This window comes from Paenibacillus sp. FSL R7-0331 (assembly GCF_000758645.1).
In the GTDB taxonomy this organism is placed as follows: Bacteria; Bacillota; Bacilli; order Paenibacillales; family Paenibacillaceae; genus Paenibacillus_AQ; species Paenibacillus_AQ camerounensis.
On record NZ_CP009284.1, the window covers coordinates 6,444,669 to 6,460,391 of the forward strand.

Consider the following 15,723-nt stretch of genomic DNA (forward strand, 5'->3'; position numbering starts at 1 on the left):
GAAACAATACGCTGGCAGAACGGGTCAGGTGCCTGCCGTTATGTAATGTTGTTCCGGATCATTTGGATTCTCCAAAACGCTCAGTTAACGTTATCCCGTTATAGGGTGACCCAGCCGTATTTAATCGAGTTGATTACAGCCTGTGTACGGTCATCAACTTCCATTTTCTGCAGAATACTGCTGACATGGTTCTTGACGGTCTTTTCACTGATGAAAAGATATTCCCCGATGTTTTTGTTGCTTTTGCCCTCTGCCATCAGCCGCAGCACCTCTGCCTCACGGCGGGTCAACGGATTATTATCGCCTGCAACGAATTTCACACCGGCTTCCTTAACCGGAGTTTCGGCCATTGCGCCGGTCTCATTTAAGTAAGTCATACGGCGCAGCTGGTTAATCAGCTTGCCGGTAACCTTCGGGTGAATGAAGGCATGCCCTTCACAGACCGAACGGATTGCATTAATCAGCGACTCTGCCTCCATATCCTTCAGCAGATAACCGTTGGCACCCTTGCGCAGTGTTTCAAATACATAGCTCTCATCATCATGTATCGACAAAATAATGACCTTAACATCCGGGAACATCTCCCGTACCTTCTGTGTAGCTTCAACACCATTCTCAATAGGCATATTGATATCCATCAGAACAATATCCGGCTTGTTAACATTACAAAATTCAAGCACCTGGATACCGTCTCCGCATTCACCGATGACCTCTATGTCATCCTCCATATTTAAAATCCGTTTAAGTCCTTCGCGAAACAACTGATGATCATCGGCCAAAAGAACTTTTATCGGCAATTTACCTGAGCTTTGGTTCTCCATCACATTACTCCTTCCCCTTCTCCACATTCGTCGGAATGTGAATTACGATTGATGTTCCCTGATTCTCTGCTGACTCTATTTCCATTCTTCCTTCAAGCAATTCAACACGCTCCCGCATACCGACCAGCCCAAAGCTTTCCCGGCTGCCCTGCTCGCTTACCTTCTTTACATTGAAGCCCAGGCCGTTATCCTTCACAACAATTTTGATCAGCTGCGCCTGATAAGTAATTTCCACCAGAACATAGCTGGGATAAGCGTGCTTGGCGGCATTGGTCAGCCCTTCCTGCACAAGACGGTAAACGGCTGCTTCCATGGCGGAAGAAAGCCGGTGCTCCTTGCCTCTTGTTTCAAAGGTGGTACGGATCTTGGTCTTCTCTTCAAAGTCGTGGACATACTTGCGAAGTGTCGGAATCAGTCCAAGATCATCCAGCGCCATCGGCCGCAGATTAAAAATAACCTTGCGCATCTCTTCCAGACTGTAACGGACCTGTCCCTTTAAGTCTATTACTTCGTCCTGTACCAGCCCGAATTCCTGCTTTACCAGCATTCTTTCTACAATTTCCGTCCTTAGTACCAGATTTGCAAGCATCTGAGCAGGACCGTCATGAATTTCCCGGGCAATTCTTTTGCGTTCCTCTTCCTGGGCCAAAATAATCTTTAATCCGATCAGCTGCCTGTTCTTTGCTGTCTCGACAATCCGTGACACTTGTCCCATTTCTCCGGCCAGATAATCAATAACAACACTCATTTGTGAACCGATTGATTCCGCACGCTCGACCGAATTCTCAACACTGCGGACCCGCAGCTGCAGTTCATCCCGCCTGCTGCGCAGATAAATTTCCCGCTCCCTTGTCATCATAAGCTCAAGCTGCAGCTCGGTAGCCTTCTCATAAGCAATCCGGATATCCTTCTCCGAATAGCGGACAAAATCCCGGCTGACCTCGGTCAGCCGGATCCGTGAGCGGTGATATTGAAGCTCCAGCTTATCAACCTTTTGCAGTGTTTCATCCGTTTCTTCCATAACCCTCTGCAGTTCTTTGGTGAGTGCAGCAAGCTCGTCCCGGGCAACATGCATGATTTCAAATATTTGATACTTGCTGCTCTCCATCACGTCGATGGTATTCTTAATGACGCGATCTATCGCATCGGCCTGAAATTCCACGGATGCTTGCCCCATTTCTATCGAATCGTATTAAAGGCTTTCCTTTATACTAACATATCACGATTCGATGGTTACGGTCTTCGTTATCTGTTCCCATTTTACGGTCAGTCCAAGCTGCTCCGATACGAGCCGAAGCGGTACTAAAGTCCTGCCGTCTAGGATCAAAGGAGCTACTTCTGCACTTTGGCGCTTCCCGTTCAGTACATATTCCTTTTTACCTACAGTCAGATCAAGTGCCTTGGAGCCCCGCAATACCATAATTTTTTTTGTACTCTGATCCCAGGCTGCACTTCCGCCAAAGACATCCACTACATATTTAATCGGCACATAGGTGGTGCCATCCTTCACGATCGGAGCAACATCAATTGCTTTTTTGGCCCCGTTAACCGTCAGGGATTTTGAACCGATGATCATTGAGGCCGCTGCTTTCGGAAGTCCGGCTTCACTGGACAGCGATGGCATGACAAAGGAAATATTATCAAAGCCTACAGTACCGGTCTTGGCCCGCTCGTCCTGCCCTTCCTCCACATTGACTACATACACTCTCTTCAGAGACGCAGGGAATTTGATGCCTGAGCCGCTAAGATCAATATTCAGGCTCTTCCAGCCGTTCCAGTCAATCACCTTAGCCAGATCAATGTATGCTGTTGTTCCCGCATTGTCCACAACCTCAGCCCGCAGCCAGTTAAGGCTCATATCCCCCATAACATCAAGTGACATGGAGGTCGCCGCTGCCGGAATGTTTTTTCCGGTGGTTCCGTTGAACTGCGCGTAGGCGTACAATTTCCCGCTGCCGGCAGACATGTCATAGCTGAGTGACAGCACCTTGGAGCCTGTACGTTCCGCAGAGCCGGCTGCAACCGCCGCACTTCCTTTAACACCCGCTGCATTGGTCGTGAAGGCAATCGGATAGCTCACATTCTCAAAATCCTCCCAGGCTGTAGCAGCTGCCGTAGACAAAACGACTGCTGTGCTGAAGCCGTCATACCGGGCAATTGCATAGCCTGTCGTAACACCTGCATTGACCGAATTAACGGTAAGCTTTCCGTCCTGTACACTGCCGTTAAAGCCGACAAACTCCCATTTCAGCGCCGAAGCCGGCACAGTCAGGGTTGCCCCGCTTTTAGAGACTGCTGTTACTGGAACCGATACCGTAGCACCTGCTGTCAGAGGAGCTGTTGCAGTACTCGCAGACAGACTTGCGAGGTCGTCGCCCCCCAGGACCGTTATCTTTGTCGAGGCACTGGCCGTGCCGCTTGTGGCGGTCAATGTTGCTGTTCCTGGCTTGACTGCCGTGGCTGTACCTGCACTAACTGCCACACTGCCGTTGCTCGAGGTCCAGGCCGGGTTAGCCGAGGCCACGTCTATGGGATTATAATAGGTATCATAGCCTTTGAGAGAATAGTTAGCCTTCTGTCCGATCAGGATCACCGGGCTACCGCTGATCTTGATTCCCTTCACCTCGCCCTGCGGGGCTGATGTATACACGCCGAGACCATTGACAATACTGCGCTGTTCTGTGCCGTACTCTGTGTTAAAGGTCAGCTTCGTCGAGGTTTCGGCCAGCGGGCGGTCTACCATGGTCGTAGAGCCCCCTCCGTCCAGATTAAGCCCTTTCCAGACGCCGATGCCCGTCATAAAGGATTGCAGCTCGGTCAGTGACATGCCTGCACTGTTTGCGTTGTCCTCAACTGCAATCATGTAGATATAACGGCCGTCCTGCGAATACCCTACTGCTGTACGGGCCCGGTACCCGCCGATACTGGAAGTTGAACGCGAGAAGGTTGCTGCCTTTCCGCCATTGACCAGAATGGTATGTCCGCCAATCATCATCTGCAGACTGGCCGGATCAACAGATTGCTGGGTCGTCTTGGATTTCAGGGAGTATACGCTGCTAAACTTTTGGCCTACGGCAAGATGGGCTTTGACGAACTGTGCCGCCAAACCGTGTGTCCGCAAAATATAAGCACCCTCCGGTACAGCCATCGGAAGAGCCGCATCCAGGGAGATCTGTGTAATAGTATCATTCTGCACCAGCACCTCGGTCGGCGTTGTAGAGCTGTTCTTAGGCCGGTCCAGTGCCGTCCATGCATCTGTATAAATGTAGGCAGCGTTGGCATGACTGTAGGTGGAGCTGCCGCCCTCAGGACTGTAAGCCCCTTTATTGATGCCGGAGAGCGGGAATTGGGCACCGTCCTCCGCCGTAACTAAGCCTTCAAATGTATATTCATCAATGACAGGCTTACGGTCCTTAGTCACTGCAAAAGCATACATACCATCCAACTGCGATGGCGTAGATACCACTACCCCGCCCGAAACCTGACCGCCAATCGGAGCACCCTCACCGCCGGTATTAAAGTAATCTCCGTTAATAGCCGCTACTGCCCCGGTCTCAGCAGCCATACCACCGGTGCTCTGCCGGGTAGTCAGATTGCCGCCCTTACCAGTCATTACATCGATGGAAACGTAGGGATTATTCAAATCAACACGGATGACATCTGCCAGTCCGGTGGCACTTTTGCCTGAGCGCAGGGTGGTAAATTTATATTTCATCATCATAGCCCCGGACGTGATTACTTCCTCACTCAGCTTAGTAGCGCTAAAAGAACTGGCTGCTGCTTTAGCAACAGGCACGTTTCCTGTCCCCCATACCTGCAGTCCTTCACTTCCGATTACCGGCATAATCCAGAGCACACCGGCTAATGATGCGGCAACCCAGCGTTTGGTCTGCAGCATACCCGGCTTTTTGTCACTCTTCCCCATGAAATCTTTACTCATTTCAGCGTAACTCTCCCATCTCTTTTTTTATAATTGCACTGTCATATATTCGTTTGTTATGAAATCAAAAAAAGGCTCTGCTTCCCCTTTACTATTAAATAGACTGAAATTATTACGAAAAGTTGCGAATATTGCTAGATTCCTCCCTTTCTGTAACTGTTTAAATAACTTCCTTAATCACAAAAAAGCCCCGCATTTCGCGGGGCTTTCTTTTTTAAAACCAAATCATTCTAAAGGTATCCTGCTATATTCAGCATACGCTGCAGCATAACGGCAGCTTGTGCCCGGGTCGCATTACCCTGCGGCTGGAACTCCGTTGTAGTCATACCCAGAATAATTCCCTCCTGCACCGCTTTGGCAACAAACTCGGCGGCAGCATTCTGGATTTTATTCCGGTCCTTAAATGTACTTAGAGCATTAGCAGCGGTTCCCCTAAGGGTAATCGGATTCTTTGTGTACTCCATTGCACGGATAATCATAATCGCCAGCTGTTCACGGGTAATATTATCGTTAGGCCGGAATGTACCGTCTGTATTCCCGGTAATAATACCTGCCTTGGCTGCAGCACCGATATAATCACCGGTCTGAGTGGAAGCCTGCACATCTCTGAAACGCTGCGCTGTTTCCCGGTCACCCAGCAGTCCAAGCCCTCTGCTAAGCATAACTGCGAACTCAGCCCGTGTAATTTTTTGCTCCGGCTTAAAGGCAGTGCCGTAGCTGCTGTCGATAATATTTTTGGCAGTAAGCAGAGCTACAGTCGTATTCGCCCAATGCCTGCTTATGTCAGTAAAGCTTCGGGTGGACAGGAATGTACCGACAACATGATTGCCTTTTGTGCTTGCCCGGATAACGGTATAGCTTCCGGCTGAACTGATCTTGGTCGGCAGATAGGCAGCATCGTAATAGACAAGATCCAGTCTGGCTGCCGAGGTCTGATCACTGTTCAACGTTGCCGTCGTCCGTACAAAATACTCACCTGGGGCACTAATTACGGTACCGCTTGAGTAATTGCCGCTTACTACTGCACTCATTCGTATATCCATCAGGCTTGTTACCGTCTGAAGCCCCTGCGTTTTAAGCTTCTGCTCAAAAGGTGTATACGTGCCTGAAGGAACCTTTTCCAGACGGATGACAAGTGAGATTGTGCTGCTGTCTGCAATCAGGCTTGCAGCAAGACTGTTCATATTCACATCATCGAGCGCCAGGTTGTAGAGGTTATCCCCGTAGCGGATTCCAAACGCTGATTTGCTGTTGCGGTTAACAGCATCCAGGAGCGGCTTCAGCGGAACGGAGACATATGCAGCCTGCTCTGTCGCAGGCACCTCGAACACGAGGGACGGCGTGCCCAGCTTGTGTAAATATTCATAGCTTGCAGTCAGGCGGTCAGCAGTGAGCATATACCGTTTGGCAGGCTGGTTATAAATGGAGCGGTCATCTGATGCAGTTGCAGAATCCGTTTTGAGCAACGGGTACTCCTTGCCGAATTCACCGGCAGCGAGAATGCCCAGATAGGACGGCCGGCTTGCTGTTGACACAGCCGTTGTTCCCGTCATGTTCTGAACAGCAAGGGCTGTAAAGGACGCCAGTGCAGTTCCGCTAAGATCAAGTATGCTGCCTGCCCCTGTCATATAGGATAAATCAACGGTTTGACCTGCTTTGACAACGGTGGACAAAACCAGCCTGAGCGTTGAGCCTGATATGTTGAAAGTTTGCACGCCCACATTGCTGCCGTCCACCCGGACTGCGAATTGACCAGTATACAATGTTGAGCTGGCTTGCATGCTTTTACTAAATGTGACCGTCAGTTCATCTCCTGTAACCGTTGCGGAACTGATATTCGGTACTGTTGTTGAAGTACTGCTCCCGGAGACAGAAACCGGCTGAAGGTTGATATGAGCCGCCCTGTTCCCGTTCAGGTCTGTAATGCCTGCGGTTCCAGGTACATAAGAGACAGTAGTATAGCTGTTTGCAGATAGTGCATTCTCTACAGTAAGCGTTACTTGAGTTCCGCTGACCGACACATTAGTTACGTAGTTCGGCGTACTGCCTACCAGTACCGAATACTGGCTGACCATCGGCAGATTGCCGGAAGAGAGCCCCTCGTTATAATTAAGAATTATTTGTTTGCCTGATCCCGATGCACTCTGGTAGACAGGAGCTGTGGTATCACTGGTATTACGGATATAAAAATCACTAAAATTGGCTATATTCTGGCCATATGAATCCTGAAGCGGATAAGAGCCGGCAATATAGGTCACACGGACACTCTGCCCGCTGGATGCTACATTGTTTAAGCCCAGGGTAACTGAAGCTCCACTGGAGCTAACAGAGTTAACTCCCAGTGAGACACCGTCTGCATATACATAGAACTGGCTGTATCCAGCAGCAACAGCTGCCCTCAAGGAATCGTTAAAGTTCAATACAACCGTTTTTCCGGAAAGCATTCCATCCTTTGGTACTGGCAGTACAGACTGGACGGTATTCGTTACCAGCCTTGATGAAAACGTACTTGCTATGTTACCGCTTAAATCCTGAATGTTTCTGAACCCCGAGCTGTATGAGATTTTAATAATCTGTCCGACTGCTACTCCAGTACTGAGCGTAACATAGACACTGTCTCCCTGAATGTAGGCACTATCTATGTTACGTTTTTCATCATTGACCGTAACCGAGAAGCTGCTCAGCATCAAAGCCACTCCAGAATTGAGTGCTTCATCATACTTCAGACGGATAGTACGGTTATTTTCAAGTACTGCGGAAGAGAGTAGCGGAGCTGTTTTATCCAGAGCAACTGTTTTGAAACTCCAGGCATTGCGGCCATTAATCCCTTCAAATGGATTGTTATTGAAGTCCACAAATGCTCCTTTGGCGATATCAATGTAATACGTTGTATCGTTATCCAGTGCAGCAGAAGGAACAATAGTGAATTCTTTAGAATCCGTACTTCCGGTCACTGTAACTGCAAGCTTGGTTCCGTTGCTCTTATAGAGGGCTACCCCGCTTGCTGTTTCTAAAGTAGTCGGCTGAGTGAATACAATTTTGAATGGCTGAGTGATTCCTACAACCTCACTGCGGTCAGGAGGGCTAAGTGAGGCTACATCATATCCGGTCAGCGTAGTTGTAGTGAAGGTCCATGAATAAGGTCCGGATGCGGGAAATACGTTGCCGTCCTGATCATAAAAAGCGCCCTTCGGAATGGTAACAGTATACTGGGTATTGTTTAGTAGCGGACTCGCCGCTGAAGCTGCAGCCACATTAATAAACCGGGTTCCCCCGCCCGTAACAGCCCCTGAATTCACATTGAAATATCTGGCATCCGCCGTATTACCCGGAGATACCGTTATAACACCTGTGGCAGGCATCATAGGCTGGTCAAATGTGAGCTGGATGCCTGTCGTTACCGAAACCGCACCTGCCCCGTTTACCGGAGATACGGTTATCCCCGGTACAGCTGCTCCTTTTACTGAAAAGCTCCAGACATTCCCCGTAGAGATTCCGGCAAAGGATTTATTATCATCATCTTTGAGCGCATACGGATCAATCAGCACATAGTAGCTGCTGCCGGCTGTGAGCCTGTTCGATAAAGTCAGCGTTACTGTTGTAGTGGATGTAGAAGCATCATTTAGCAGATAGGCATACGGTTCGCCATCCCTGAGTTTAAACTCCTGCACTACTGAATTATCTGCTGAAGCCATCAGCCTGATCGACCCGCCGCCTTTTTGCAGCTTCTTGTTCAGCTTAATGCTCAGCTGCGAAAGGCTGCTATCAACCCGTGAGTAGTTGGCTGGAGCATAATCAGTTGCGGTAATCGATGTATTAATTGAAGGTGCAGTAGTGAATGTTGACACGGCCGCTTGTGATTCCAGCCCCAGGCTATCCTTGAACATTCCTTTGGGCACATTTACGGTATATGTCTTGTTATATTCAAGATCCTTGCCCAATTTGACCTGATACTCCATTGAACTGCTGATTAGACCTGCACTCCCCACAGGAATGGTAACATACGGCTCGCTCGTACCTTGAGCTGTTACCGTAATATTACCGCTTTGCGGACTTACCAGCCTGTCAAAGCTAAGCTTGATGCTAGAGCTGACATTTACATTCACTTCTCCCTGAGCCGGGGAGATTCCGACGTTAAATTCATTCGCGGCATATGCCGTCTGGCTGCCAATTCCGATGGACGGGTACCCGGTGCCAAGCAGCAGGCTGCCAGTCAGAATAAGTGCCGTCCAGATTGAAATTTTTCTTTTCATGCGGTAAATAACTCCTCTCAAGCCATACTTTCTCGTCTGCATACATATCCTTATATTTCGGCTTATACGCTTCCAAAGTTTAGAAGAGCCACTTTATTCCGGGTTCCGGATATTCACTTTATTTCAAAACAACGCAAAAAAGCCCGCAGACGGTAGCCTTCTACGAATAGAGGCACTGTCTGAGGGCTTGTCTGCTTTGTCAAAAAAGTCTAGATTCCGGCCTCTGCTTTGAGCATATCAGCCTTATCTACACGTTCCCAAGGAAGATCTACATCTGTACGTCCAAAATGTCCGTAAGCTGCAGTCTGTCTATAAATCGGCTTACGCAGATCCAGCATGGAAATAATGCCGGCAGGACGAAGATCGAAGTTGCTGCTGATCAGCTCAGCAAGCTTTTCTTCACTGATTTTACCTGTTCCGTATGTATCCACATTAATCGAGACAGGATTTGCTACGCCAATTGCATATGCTAATTGAATTTCACATTTGTCAGCCAATCCGGCAGCCACCAGGTTCTTGGCTACGTAGCGGGCAGCATAAGCAGCTGAACGGTCAACCTTAGTTGGATCTTTACCGGAGAATGCGCCTCCGCCATGACGGGCATAGCCGCCATATGTATCTACAATAATCTTGCGTCCGGTTAAGCCGGCATCCCCTTGAGGCCCGCCAATAACAAACCGTCCTGTCGGATTAATAAAGTACTTCGTATTCTCATCAAGCAGCTCAGCAGGAACAACCGGAAGAATAACATGCTCTTTAATATCTGCCTGAATCTGCTCAAGTGTAATTTCCTCAGCATGCTGAGTCGACACTACGATGGCATCAACACGGACTGGCTTTCCATCCTGATACTCGATGGTAACCTGAGTTTTGCCGTCCGGACGCAAATATTCCAAAGTGCCGTCTTTACGGACTTCCGATAAGCGGCGGGCAATCCGGTGAGACAAAGCGATCGGCAGCGGCATCAGCTCAGGAGTCTCATTGGTTGCAAAGCCGAACATTAATCCCTGGTCACCGGCGCCGATATTAGCAGTCTCCTCAGCAACCTGCGCAGGATCACGGTTCTCAAGTGCAGCATTAACACCCTGTGCGATATCCGCAGACTGCTCATTAAGCGAGCTCAGAACCGCGCAGGTATTATAGTCAAAGCCAAATTTAGCACGTGTATAACCGATTTCTTTGATAGTATTGCGGACAATAGATGGAATATCAACATATTCCGATTTTGTGCTGATCTCACCAATTACAAGCACAAGACCGGTGGCCACGGCTACTTCACAGGCTACACGGGCATTGGGATCATTGGCCAGGAAAGCATCCAAAACCGCGTCAGATATCTGATCACAGATTTTATCCGGATGTCCTTCCGTTACGGACTCAGAAGTAAACAAATGACGTCCTTTAATAGACATGCACATCAACCTCCCATATGATTAGAGTCTGACACTGTATAAGGGGGCTCCTCAGTAAATAACAGGTCAAATCATTATAAAAAATACATAAATAATAGCTGCCGATTCAAAAAATGAACCTTTTCCGAATGGAAAAGGTTTAGAGCTTTCCTCAAAAGTCATATTATCTTATTTGCCGGATGGTGTCAATTAAAGGCAAAATCCGCTGTAACAAGCAGAAACGGTTGCGCCCTACCGTATAAAATGAAACCAAACTTCTTATCTTTTTAGAAAAGAGACTGCTCAGCCTGCTTCACAAGCCTCTTTGTAATTTCTCCGCCTACAGACCCGTTATCTCTGGAGGTCAGATGACCCAGATACGGGGTCCGTCCAACTCCCCCGGAACCTCCGAGCGAACCTAGCTCAGATGCAAATTCAGTATCTGCCCCGCCCCCGTATGAAGCTCCATACAGCCCGAATTCTGCTGCAATTTCATATTGCATTTGTTTCAGCATTGCCCGGCTTTCAGGTACAACTGTGCGGTTAGTACGTGCCATGATACAGCACCTCCTGGATTTTTTTTGAGATTACAGGAAGTATTGTGCGCCCGTATCATAGCTTTAAGTCTGATCAATGATTGTCAGGTATGGGAAAGAGTTCTTGGAGGTATGAAATCGGTCATACCGGGAATCCTTATTATATATTTAGGTAGAACTTTAATTTGTTATTTCAGGGTATATGCTCCGCGTACCATTACAACCAGCCCCAGGGTTTGGCCCTCTTGAACAGTGATGCCTCGTCCGTCACGGGGGAAGGATAATAAATGATTGGAAGGTGCAGCTGTTCCATTTAGAAGATCAGCACCTGCCGTAAGATCTGCAACACCGTTGCTGTCCTGCGAGTAAATAACAGCTTTACCTGCACGTACAATAAATTCAGCTCCAGCCCCGGCGATTAAAGTCTGGCCCGGTTTGACATCCACGATCTCTACAGACTCTCCGCTCTGAACAGGCGCATTTGTCGCCACCGGTGCAGACGTAGCTGCAGGTGTCGCAGTTGCAACTGGTGCTTGAGTCGCTGCTGTACCACCGCCCTGAAGAGCCTTTTGGATCTGTTGGTCGACATAGCTTTTCGTAACGACCGGATCATCCGCGGTGCCCGGCTGTGACCCTACGCTGGCGCCGTCAGCAGTAACATTCAGTAAAGAACCGGCCCATAAGCTGGCTGCAAATACCCCTGTTGCCAAGGTGATTTTCCATACTGTTTTCATTAGGCGTCCTCCTTTTAGTATATAAAAAAAGAATAGCCTCCGAAGAGGCTATTCTATGCTTCGTTGGGGAAGCAGATTACTTAGCTACAGTTACAGTAACGCTGTTGTCGATAACATTGGAAGATCCGTCAGTGATGCCGGAGTTGTCAGCGATCTTAACAGTGATGTTACCAATGTAAGCTGCGCTCAGATCTACAGCGCCTGCGCTAGCAGATGTGTAAGCAAGGATTTCTCCAGCTTGAACGCCTGCAGTACCGTTAGTTTCGAAGTACAGTACATCAGCACCGTTGTAAGTGCCTTTCAGTGCGGAAATGTTCAGGAAGTATCTGCTTCCGGAACCGGAAGATACAGTTACAGCACCCTTCGCTTCAACACCGTTGATTGTTACTACGAAGTTAGCGCCAACTGGAGTGCTTACGTTCTCGGAGAAGTTAACAATCAGTCTCTTAGAATCGTCAACAGATACAGTAGCGGATGCCAGCTTAGGAGCAACGCCATCCACCAGTGCTACACCTTGAGTAAGCTTAGGTGTGATAGTGTTACCTACGGAGTCCTGAATACCAGTGATCAGGAAGTCATAACCCTTGGAATCAGTAATTCCGCTTGTAGGAACGTAAATCTTAACTACCAGGTTTGCACTAGCTGTGCCGCTGTAGTTAGTAGTTACATAAGAACCAGCTGGAAGAGCTTTTGCATCCAGAGTGTAGTTGTTGATGTTAGTTACTGTGCTAAGGTTCAAACCGTTAGCATCCTGAATTGTGTAAGTGATGATTTGGTCGTTAGGGTTTGTTGCTTCAGCAGCACCACGTGTTGGGTTGCTCACGAATACTGGTTGGCTGGAATCTGTAGAAGTTGTAGCAGTAATTGCTACAGCGTGTACAGAAGTAGCATTACCGTTCTTCTGTGCAGAAAGGTCTTTAACCAGTCCGGATGGCAGACGCAGTGTGTAGTTACCTGCGGCAAAACCAGTAACATTAGTGAATGTTACGGAACCGTCGCTGTTTTTGTAAGTAGCCGTAGATACAGTTACTGGAGTGGATACGCCAGTTGCATCATTGATCAGGGTAAAGCCAGTTCCTGTAACATCAACTTTTTCGGAGAACTTAACAACCAGACCAGTAGATCCATAAGTTACACTTGCTACAGTTGGAGCAATAGTGTCCTTAGTGAAAGTAACGGCTTGAGTTGAAGTTGCAGTTGTTACGTTACCCAGAAGGTCTCTGATACCAGCAGCTACAGTAACAGATCCGTTGAATACGCCGTTAGTCCATACTGGAGTAGTAGCTGTAGTCAAAGTAAATGTTTTGTTGTCACTTCCGGCAGTAGGAAGCAGAGCGCCTTGGTTTACACCACTAGCGTTCAACAGAGTGAATACACCATACAGGGAGTTGATGTCAACAGCTTTGCTGAATACAACGCTGACTGTGTTTTCACCAGAAACAGTGAAGCTGGAGATTGTAGGAAGTTCTACATCAGCTAGAACTGTTACTGTTGTTGCAGTTGGGTTAGGCGTGATGTAGTTACCAGCGAAGTCTCTAACGTTCAGGAAAGATACGTTATAAGTTTTGCCAGTAACCAGAGTTGTAGAAGTAGTCAGGATTACTTCACTCAGGGAAGAACCGGTAGTTGCAGGAGCAGCTACGCCGTCAACATAAGCGATAGTACCAGCTTGAACTGGCTCGCTGAACTTAACAACAACTTTGTTAGTAGTTGCTTTAGCTGTTGAAGTTACAGAAGTAATTGTAGGTGCAACAACATCAGCTACAGTGATCAGCTGGGTGTAAGGAGTCAATTCAGCACCAGTGCTAGTCTTTACAGACTTAGTTACTGTAACTGTATATTGGCCTTTGAAGAATTCGCTGCCTGCTGGAGTCAACGTCAACTCAGTTTTGTCAGAAGACAATACTGCGTTAGCACCGTTGATGTTAACTGTTTCAGCACCAGTCAGTGTTGTAACAGCGATATTGTTATCAACCAGAGTCTTGTCGGATGCGATAACGGTATCAGCATCGATAGCACGGTTGAACTTGATAACCAGCTGTTTAGCGTTAGGTGTAGTAACGGATACAACCTTAGGAGCTGCAAGAGTTACCTTAGCAGTGTAGTTGTGACCATTGTTAGCGAAGGTAATTGGAGTTTCAACACCTTCAACCAGAGCAGTAGTCAGCGTTACAGTTGTAGTTGTTTTGTCAGAGAAAGTCACGAATACGCTAGTTGGGCTCAGCGCTTCAGCGGATACTACAGTTGCAACTGCACTCAGGTTGTCAACTGCATAAGCTGCTTCTACTACCAAAGAGCGAGTAGCGTTAGCTTTGAAGTTGGTGCCTTGAGCAACCAGGCCAGCGTTGATAACTGCTTGAGCATAGCCCTTAGCCCATGCGGATGCGGAGTTATCAGTTGTAGTAGGCTGTTCCAGTTTCAGAGCGCGGAACAATACTGCCGCAACTTCTTCAACTGTTACTTTACCGTTGTAATCGAAGATACCTTTAACAGTATCTTTGCCTTGCATCAGGTTAGCTGCAGTAACAGCTTCGATGTAAGGAACTGCCCAGTTAGTAGCTGTGTAACCTTTGTCATTGTAAGACAGTTTACCAGTTACTTCTGTCAGGCCGAACAGTTTAGTAACGATCTTAGCGAACTCAGCGCGAGTAAGATCTTTTTCAAGGTGAGCTTGACCGTCTGGGTAGCCGTTCAGGATACCTTTAGCTGCCAAAGCGTCGAATTTAGCTTGTGGAGTTGTTGCAGTTTCACCAAATGCTACAGAGGCAAACATCGAGAATGCCATTGCTGTAGATAATGCTACGGATAAAATTTTCTTCATAACCTTTTTTTCTCCTCCTTGGACATTCATGAACTGAGATTTTTCTTTAGTTGGGTAGCTCATGTCACTCATTAGCCGATGCACCCCCTTTCCCGAGTTGAGCATATTAAGTATAAATAATGTCTGTGACGGGTATCACAGAAACTTGTAACCAGTTTTAAGGCAGACTAATACTAGATTCCTAATTCTACCTAAGTATTATACAATGTGCCTCTAGTCACGTAAAGCTAATTTTTCCATCTGGCACTGCCTGAACCTTTCAGCTCTTTACCGCAAATGCCCGGTGTAAGTGACTCTACATCTTAAACGCAGAAGTTTTTAAAAAGTTGCGCTTCGTTCAAAAGTTTTTTCTAAAAAATTATTGCTGTGCTCCCTGGATCAATAAAAGATACATTTGTATCTTCTACTAACTATTGTTAATCATGGGCGGCTACGGGAATTAGTATAGCATAGAGACTTTCGCAGCGTCATTAAGCAATATTTGTTAAGTAAATAAACATATTTCTCCTTTTTCAAACCAGTCTCACAGCTGCTCTGCCTAATAAAAATGCACAAAATGGAGAAGGTCCGCTAAAGCTAAACCAAATACATAAAGGTTGCCTAAATTGATAACAAAAAAAGCGCCGTTTCCGGCGCTTTCCTTCTATAAACATATCCTCTAACGGATTTTCATGGATAACTGGATCAATTCCTGACGTTTCTCAGGGCTGGAATTCACATTCTCGTACATCGCATCGATCGCCGCACGGTTTTCGCGGTAGCTCTTTTCATGCTTAATCGTTGTATGGGACCATTCAATCAAAGCATTCTCCGCAATGACAAGTTCATTGTAAGCATCATGGAATCCGGTTGCCTGCACAAGCTCTTCCATTACTTCCTGTGTAATTTCCTGCAGTGCGCGCTTAGCGGCAATTTCCTTTTCCAAAACTTTTGCTCTATTCTCAAACAAGTTCTTTGCTTTCGTGTAATCCAGCTGCGCTTTTGATAAAATCGGTTTCATCGATGGCTTTCACCTTTCAGAAAAAAATTATTTTCTAAGTTATTGTAACGTAAAACAGTGCAGATTACAAAGTTAATGTCGGTTATATGTAATTTCCTTCAAATAAACAGCCGCATATTCATAATCTAAAGTATATCCTTATCTGCACAAATTAACTCCTTATATTATGCAGAGAATAAAGATTTTTACGAATAAAAGAAGCCGGGCCGCGAACGGTTGTCGCAGCC

General features: G+C 47.3%; 9 protein-coding genes. All 9 read right to left on the minus strand.

Annotated elements, in window-relative coordinates:
* Nucleotides 1–98: 98 nt before the first annotated feature.
* The 9 genes from R70331_RS28155 to R70331_RS28195 all read right to left on the minus strand — a co-directional run bounded on the left by R70331_RS28155 (nt 99) and on the right by R70331_RS28195 (nt 15,496).
* On the minus strand, nt 99–821 hold the full coding sequence (locus R70331_RS28155) for a response regulator transcription factor (protein WP_042181281.1): 723 nt from the start codon (nt 819–821) through the stop codon (nt 99–101).
* A gap of 4 nt (nt 822–825) precedes the next feature.
* Nucleotides 826–1,983, minus strand: a complete 1,158-nt coding sequence (locus R70331_RS28160) for a sensor histidine kinase (protein WP_042181283.1) — start codon at nt 1,981–1,983, stop codon at nt 826–828.
* Between the two features lie 57 nt (nt 1,984–2,040).
* Nucleotides 2,041–4,761, minus strand: coding sequence for a stalk domain-containing protein (locus tag R70331_RS28165; protein WP_081947780.1), 2,721 nt, complete (start codon nt 4,759–4,761; stop codon nt 2,041–2,043).
* Nucleotides 4,762–4,991: 230 nt separating this feature from the next.
* On the minus strand, nt 4,992–9,014 hold the full coding sequence (locus tag R70331_RS30800) for an Ig-like domain-containing protein (RefSeq protein ID WP_052419249.1): 4,023 nt from the start codon (nt 9,012–9,014) through the stop codon (nt 4,992–4,994).
* A 209-nt stretch (nt 9,015–9,223) separates the two neighbouring features.
* Nucleotides 9,224–10,426 (minus strand): methionine adenosyltransferase, encoded by a 1,203-nt coding sequence (gene metK, locus R70331_RS28175; protein ID WP_042181285.1) that lies wholly within the window; start codon nt 10,424–10,426, stop codon nt 9,224–9,226.
* 266 nt (nt 10,427–10,692) lie between these two features.
* Nucleotides 10,693–10,962: an alpha/beta-type small acid-soluble spore protein gene (locus R70331_RS28180; protein ID WP_042181287.1), complete on the minus strand. Its 270-nt coding sequence runs from the start codon at nt 10,960–10,962 to the stop codon at nt 10,693–10,695.
* Nucleotides 10,963–11,129: 167 nt separating this feature from the next.
* Nucleotides 11,130–11,675 (minus strand): hypothetical protein, encoded by a 546-nt coding sequence (locus tag R70331_RS28185; RefSeq protein WP_042181289.1) that lies wholly within the window; start codon nt 11,673–11,675, stop codon nt 11,130–11,132.
* A 76-nt stretch (nt 11,676–11,751) separates the two neighbouring features.
* Complete coding sequence (locus R70331_RS30805; RefSeq protein WP_197071376.1) at nt 11,752–14,568, minus strand: beta strand repeat-containing protein; 2,817 nt, start codon at nt 14,566–14,568, stop codon at nt 11,752–11,754.
* 586 nt (nt 14,569–15,154) lie between these two features.
* Nucleotides 15,155–15,496, minus strand: a complete 342-nt coding sequence (locus tag R70331_RS28195; protein WP_042181291.1) for a hypothetical protein — start codon at nt 15,494–15,496, stop codon at nt 15,155–15,157.
* Between the last annotated feature and the right edge of the window lie 227 nt (nt 15,497–15,723).

Coding starts and splice junctions, on each gene's coding strand:
- R70331_RS28165 (WP_081947780.1), bottom strand. CDS start 4,761: ATGAGTAAAGATTTCATGGGGAAGAGTGACAAAAAGCCGGGTATGCTG.
- R70331_RS28185 (WP_042181289.1), bottom strand. CDS start 11,675: ATGAAAACAGTATGGAAAATCACCTTGGCAACAGGGGTATTTGCAGCC.
- R70331_RS30805 (WP_197071376.1), bottom strand. CDS start 14,568: ATGAGTGACATGAGCTACCCAACTAAAGAAAAATCTCAGTTCATGAAT.
- metK (WP_042181285.1), bottom strand. CDS start 10,426: ATGTCTATTAAAGGACGTCATTTGTTTACTTCTGAGTCCGTAACGGAA.
- R70331_RS30800 (WP_052419249.1), bottom strand. CDS start 9,014: ATGAAAAGAAAAATTTCAATCTGGACGGCACTTATTCTGACTGGCAGC.
- R70331_RS28180 (WP_042181287.1), bottom strand. CDS start 10,962: ATGGCACGTACTAACCGCACAGTTGTACCTGAAAGCCGGGCAATGCTG.
- R70331_RS28195 (WP_042181291.1), bottom strand. CDS start 15,496: ATGAAACCGATTTTATCAAAAGCGCAGCTGGATTACACGAAAGCAAAG.
- R70331_RS28155 (WP_042181281.1), bottom strand. CDS start 821: ATGGAGAACCAAAGCTCAGGTAAATTGCCGATAAAAGTTCTTTTGGCC.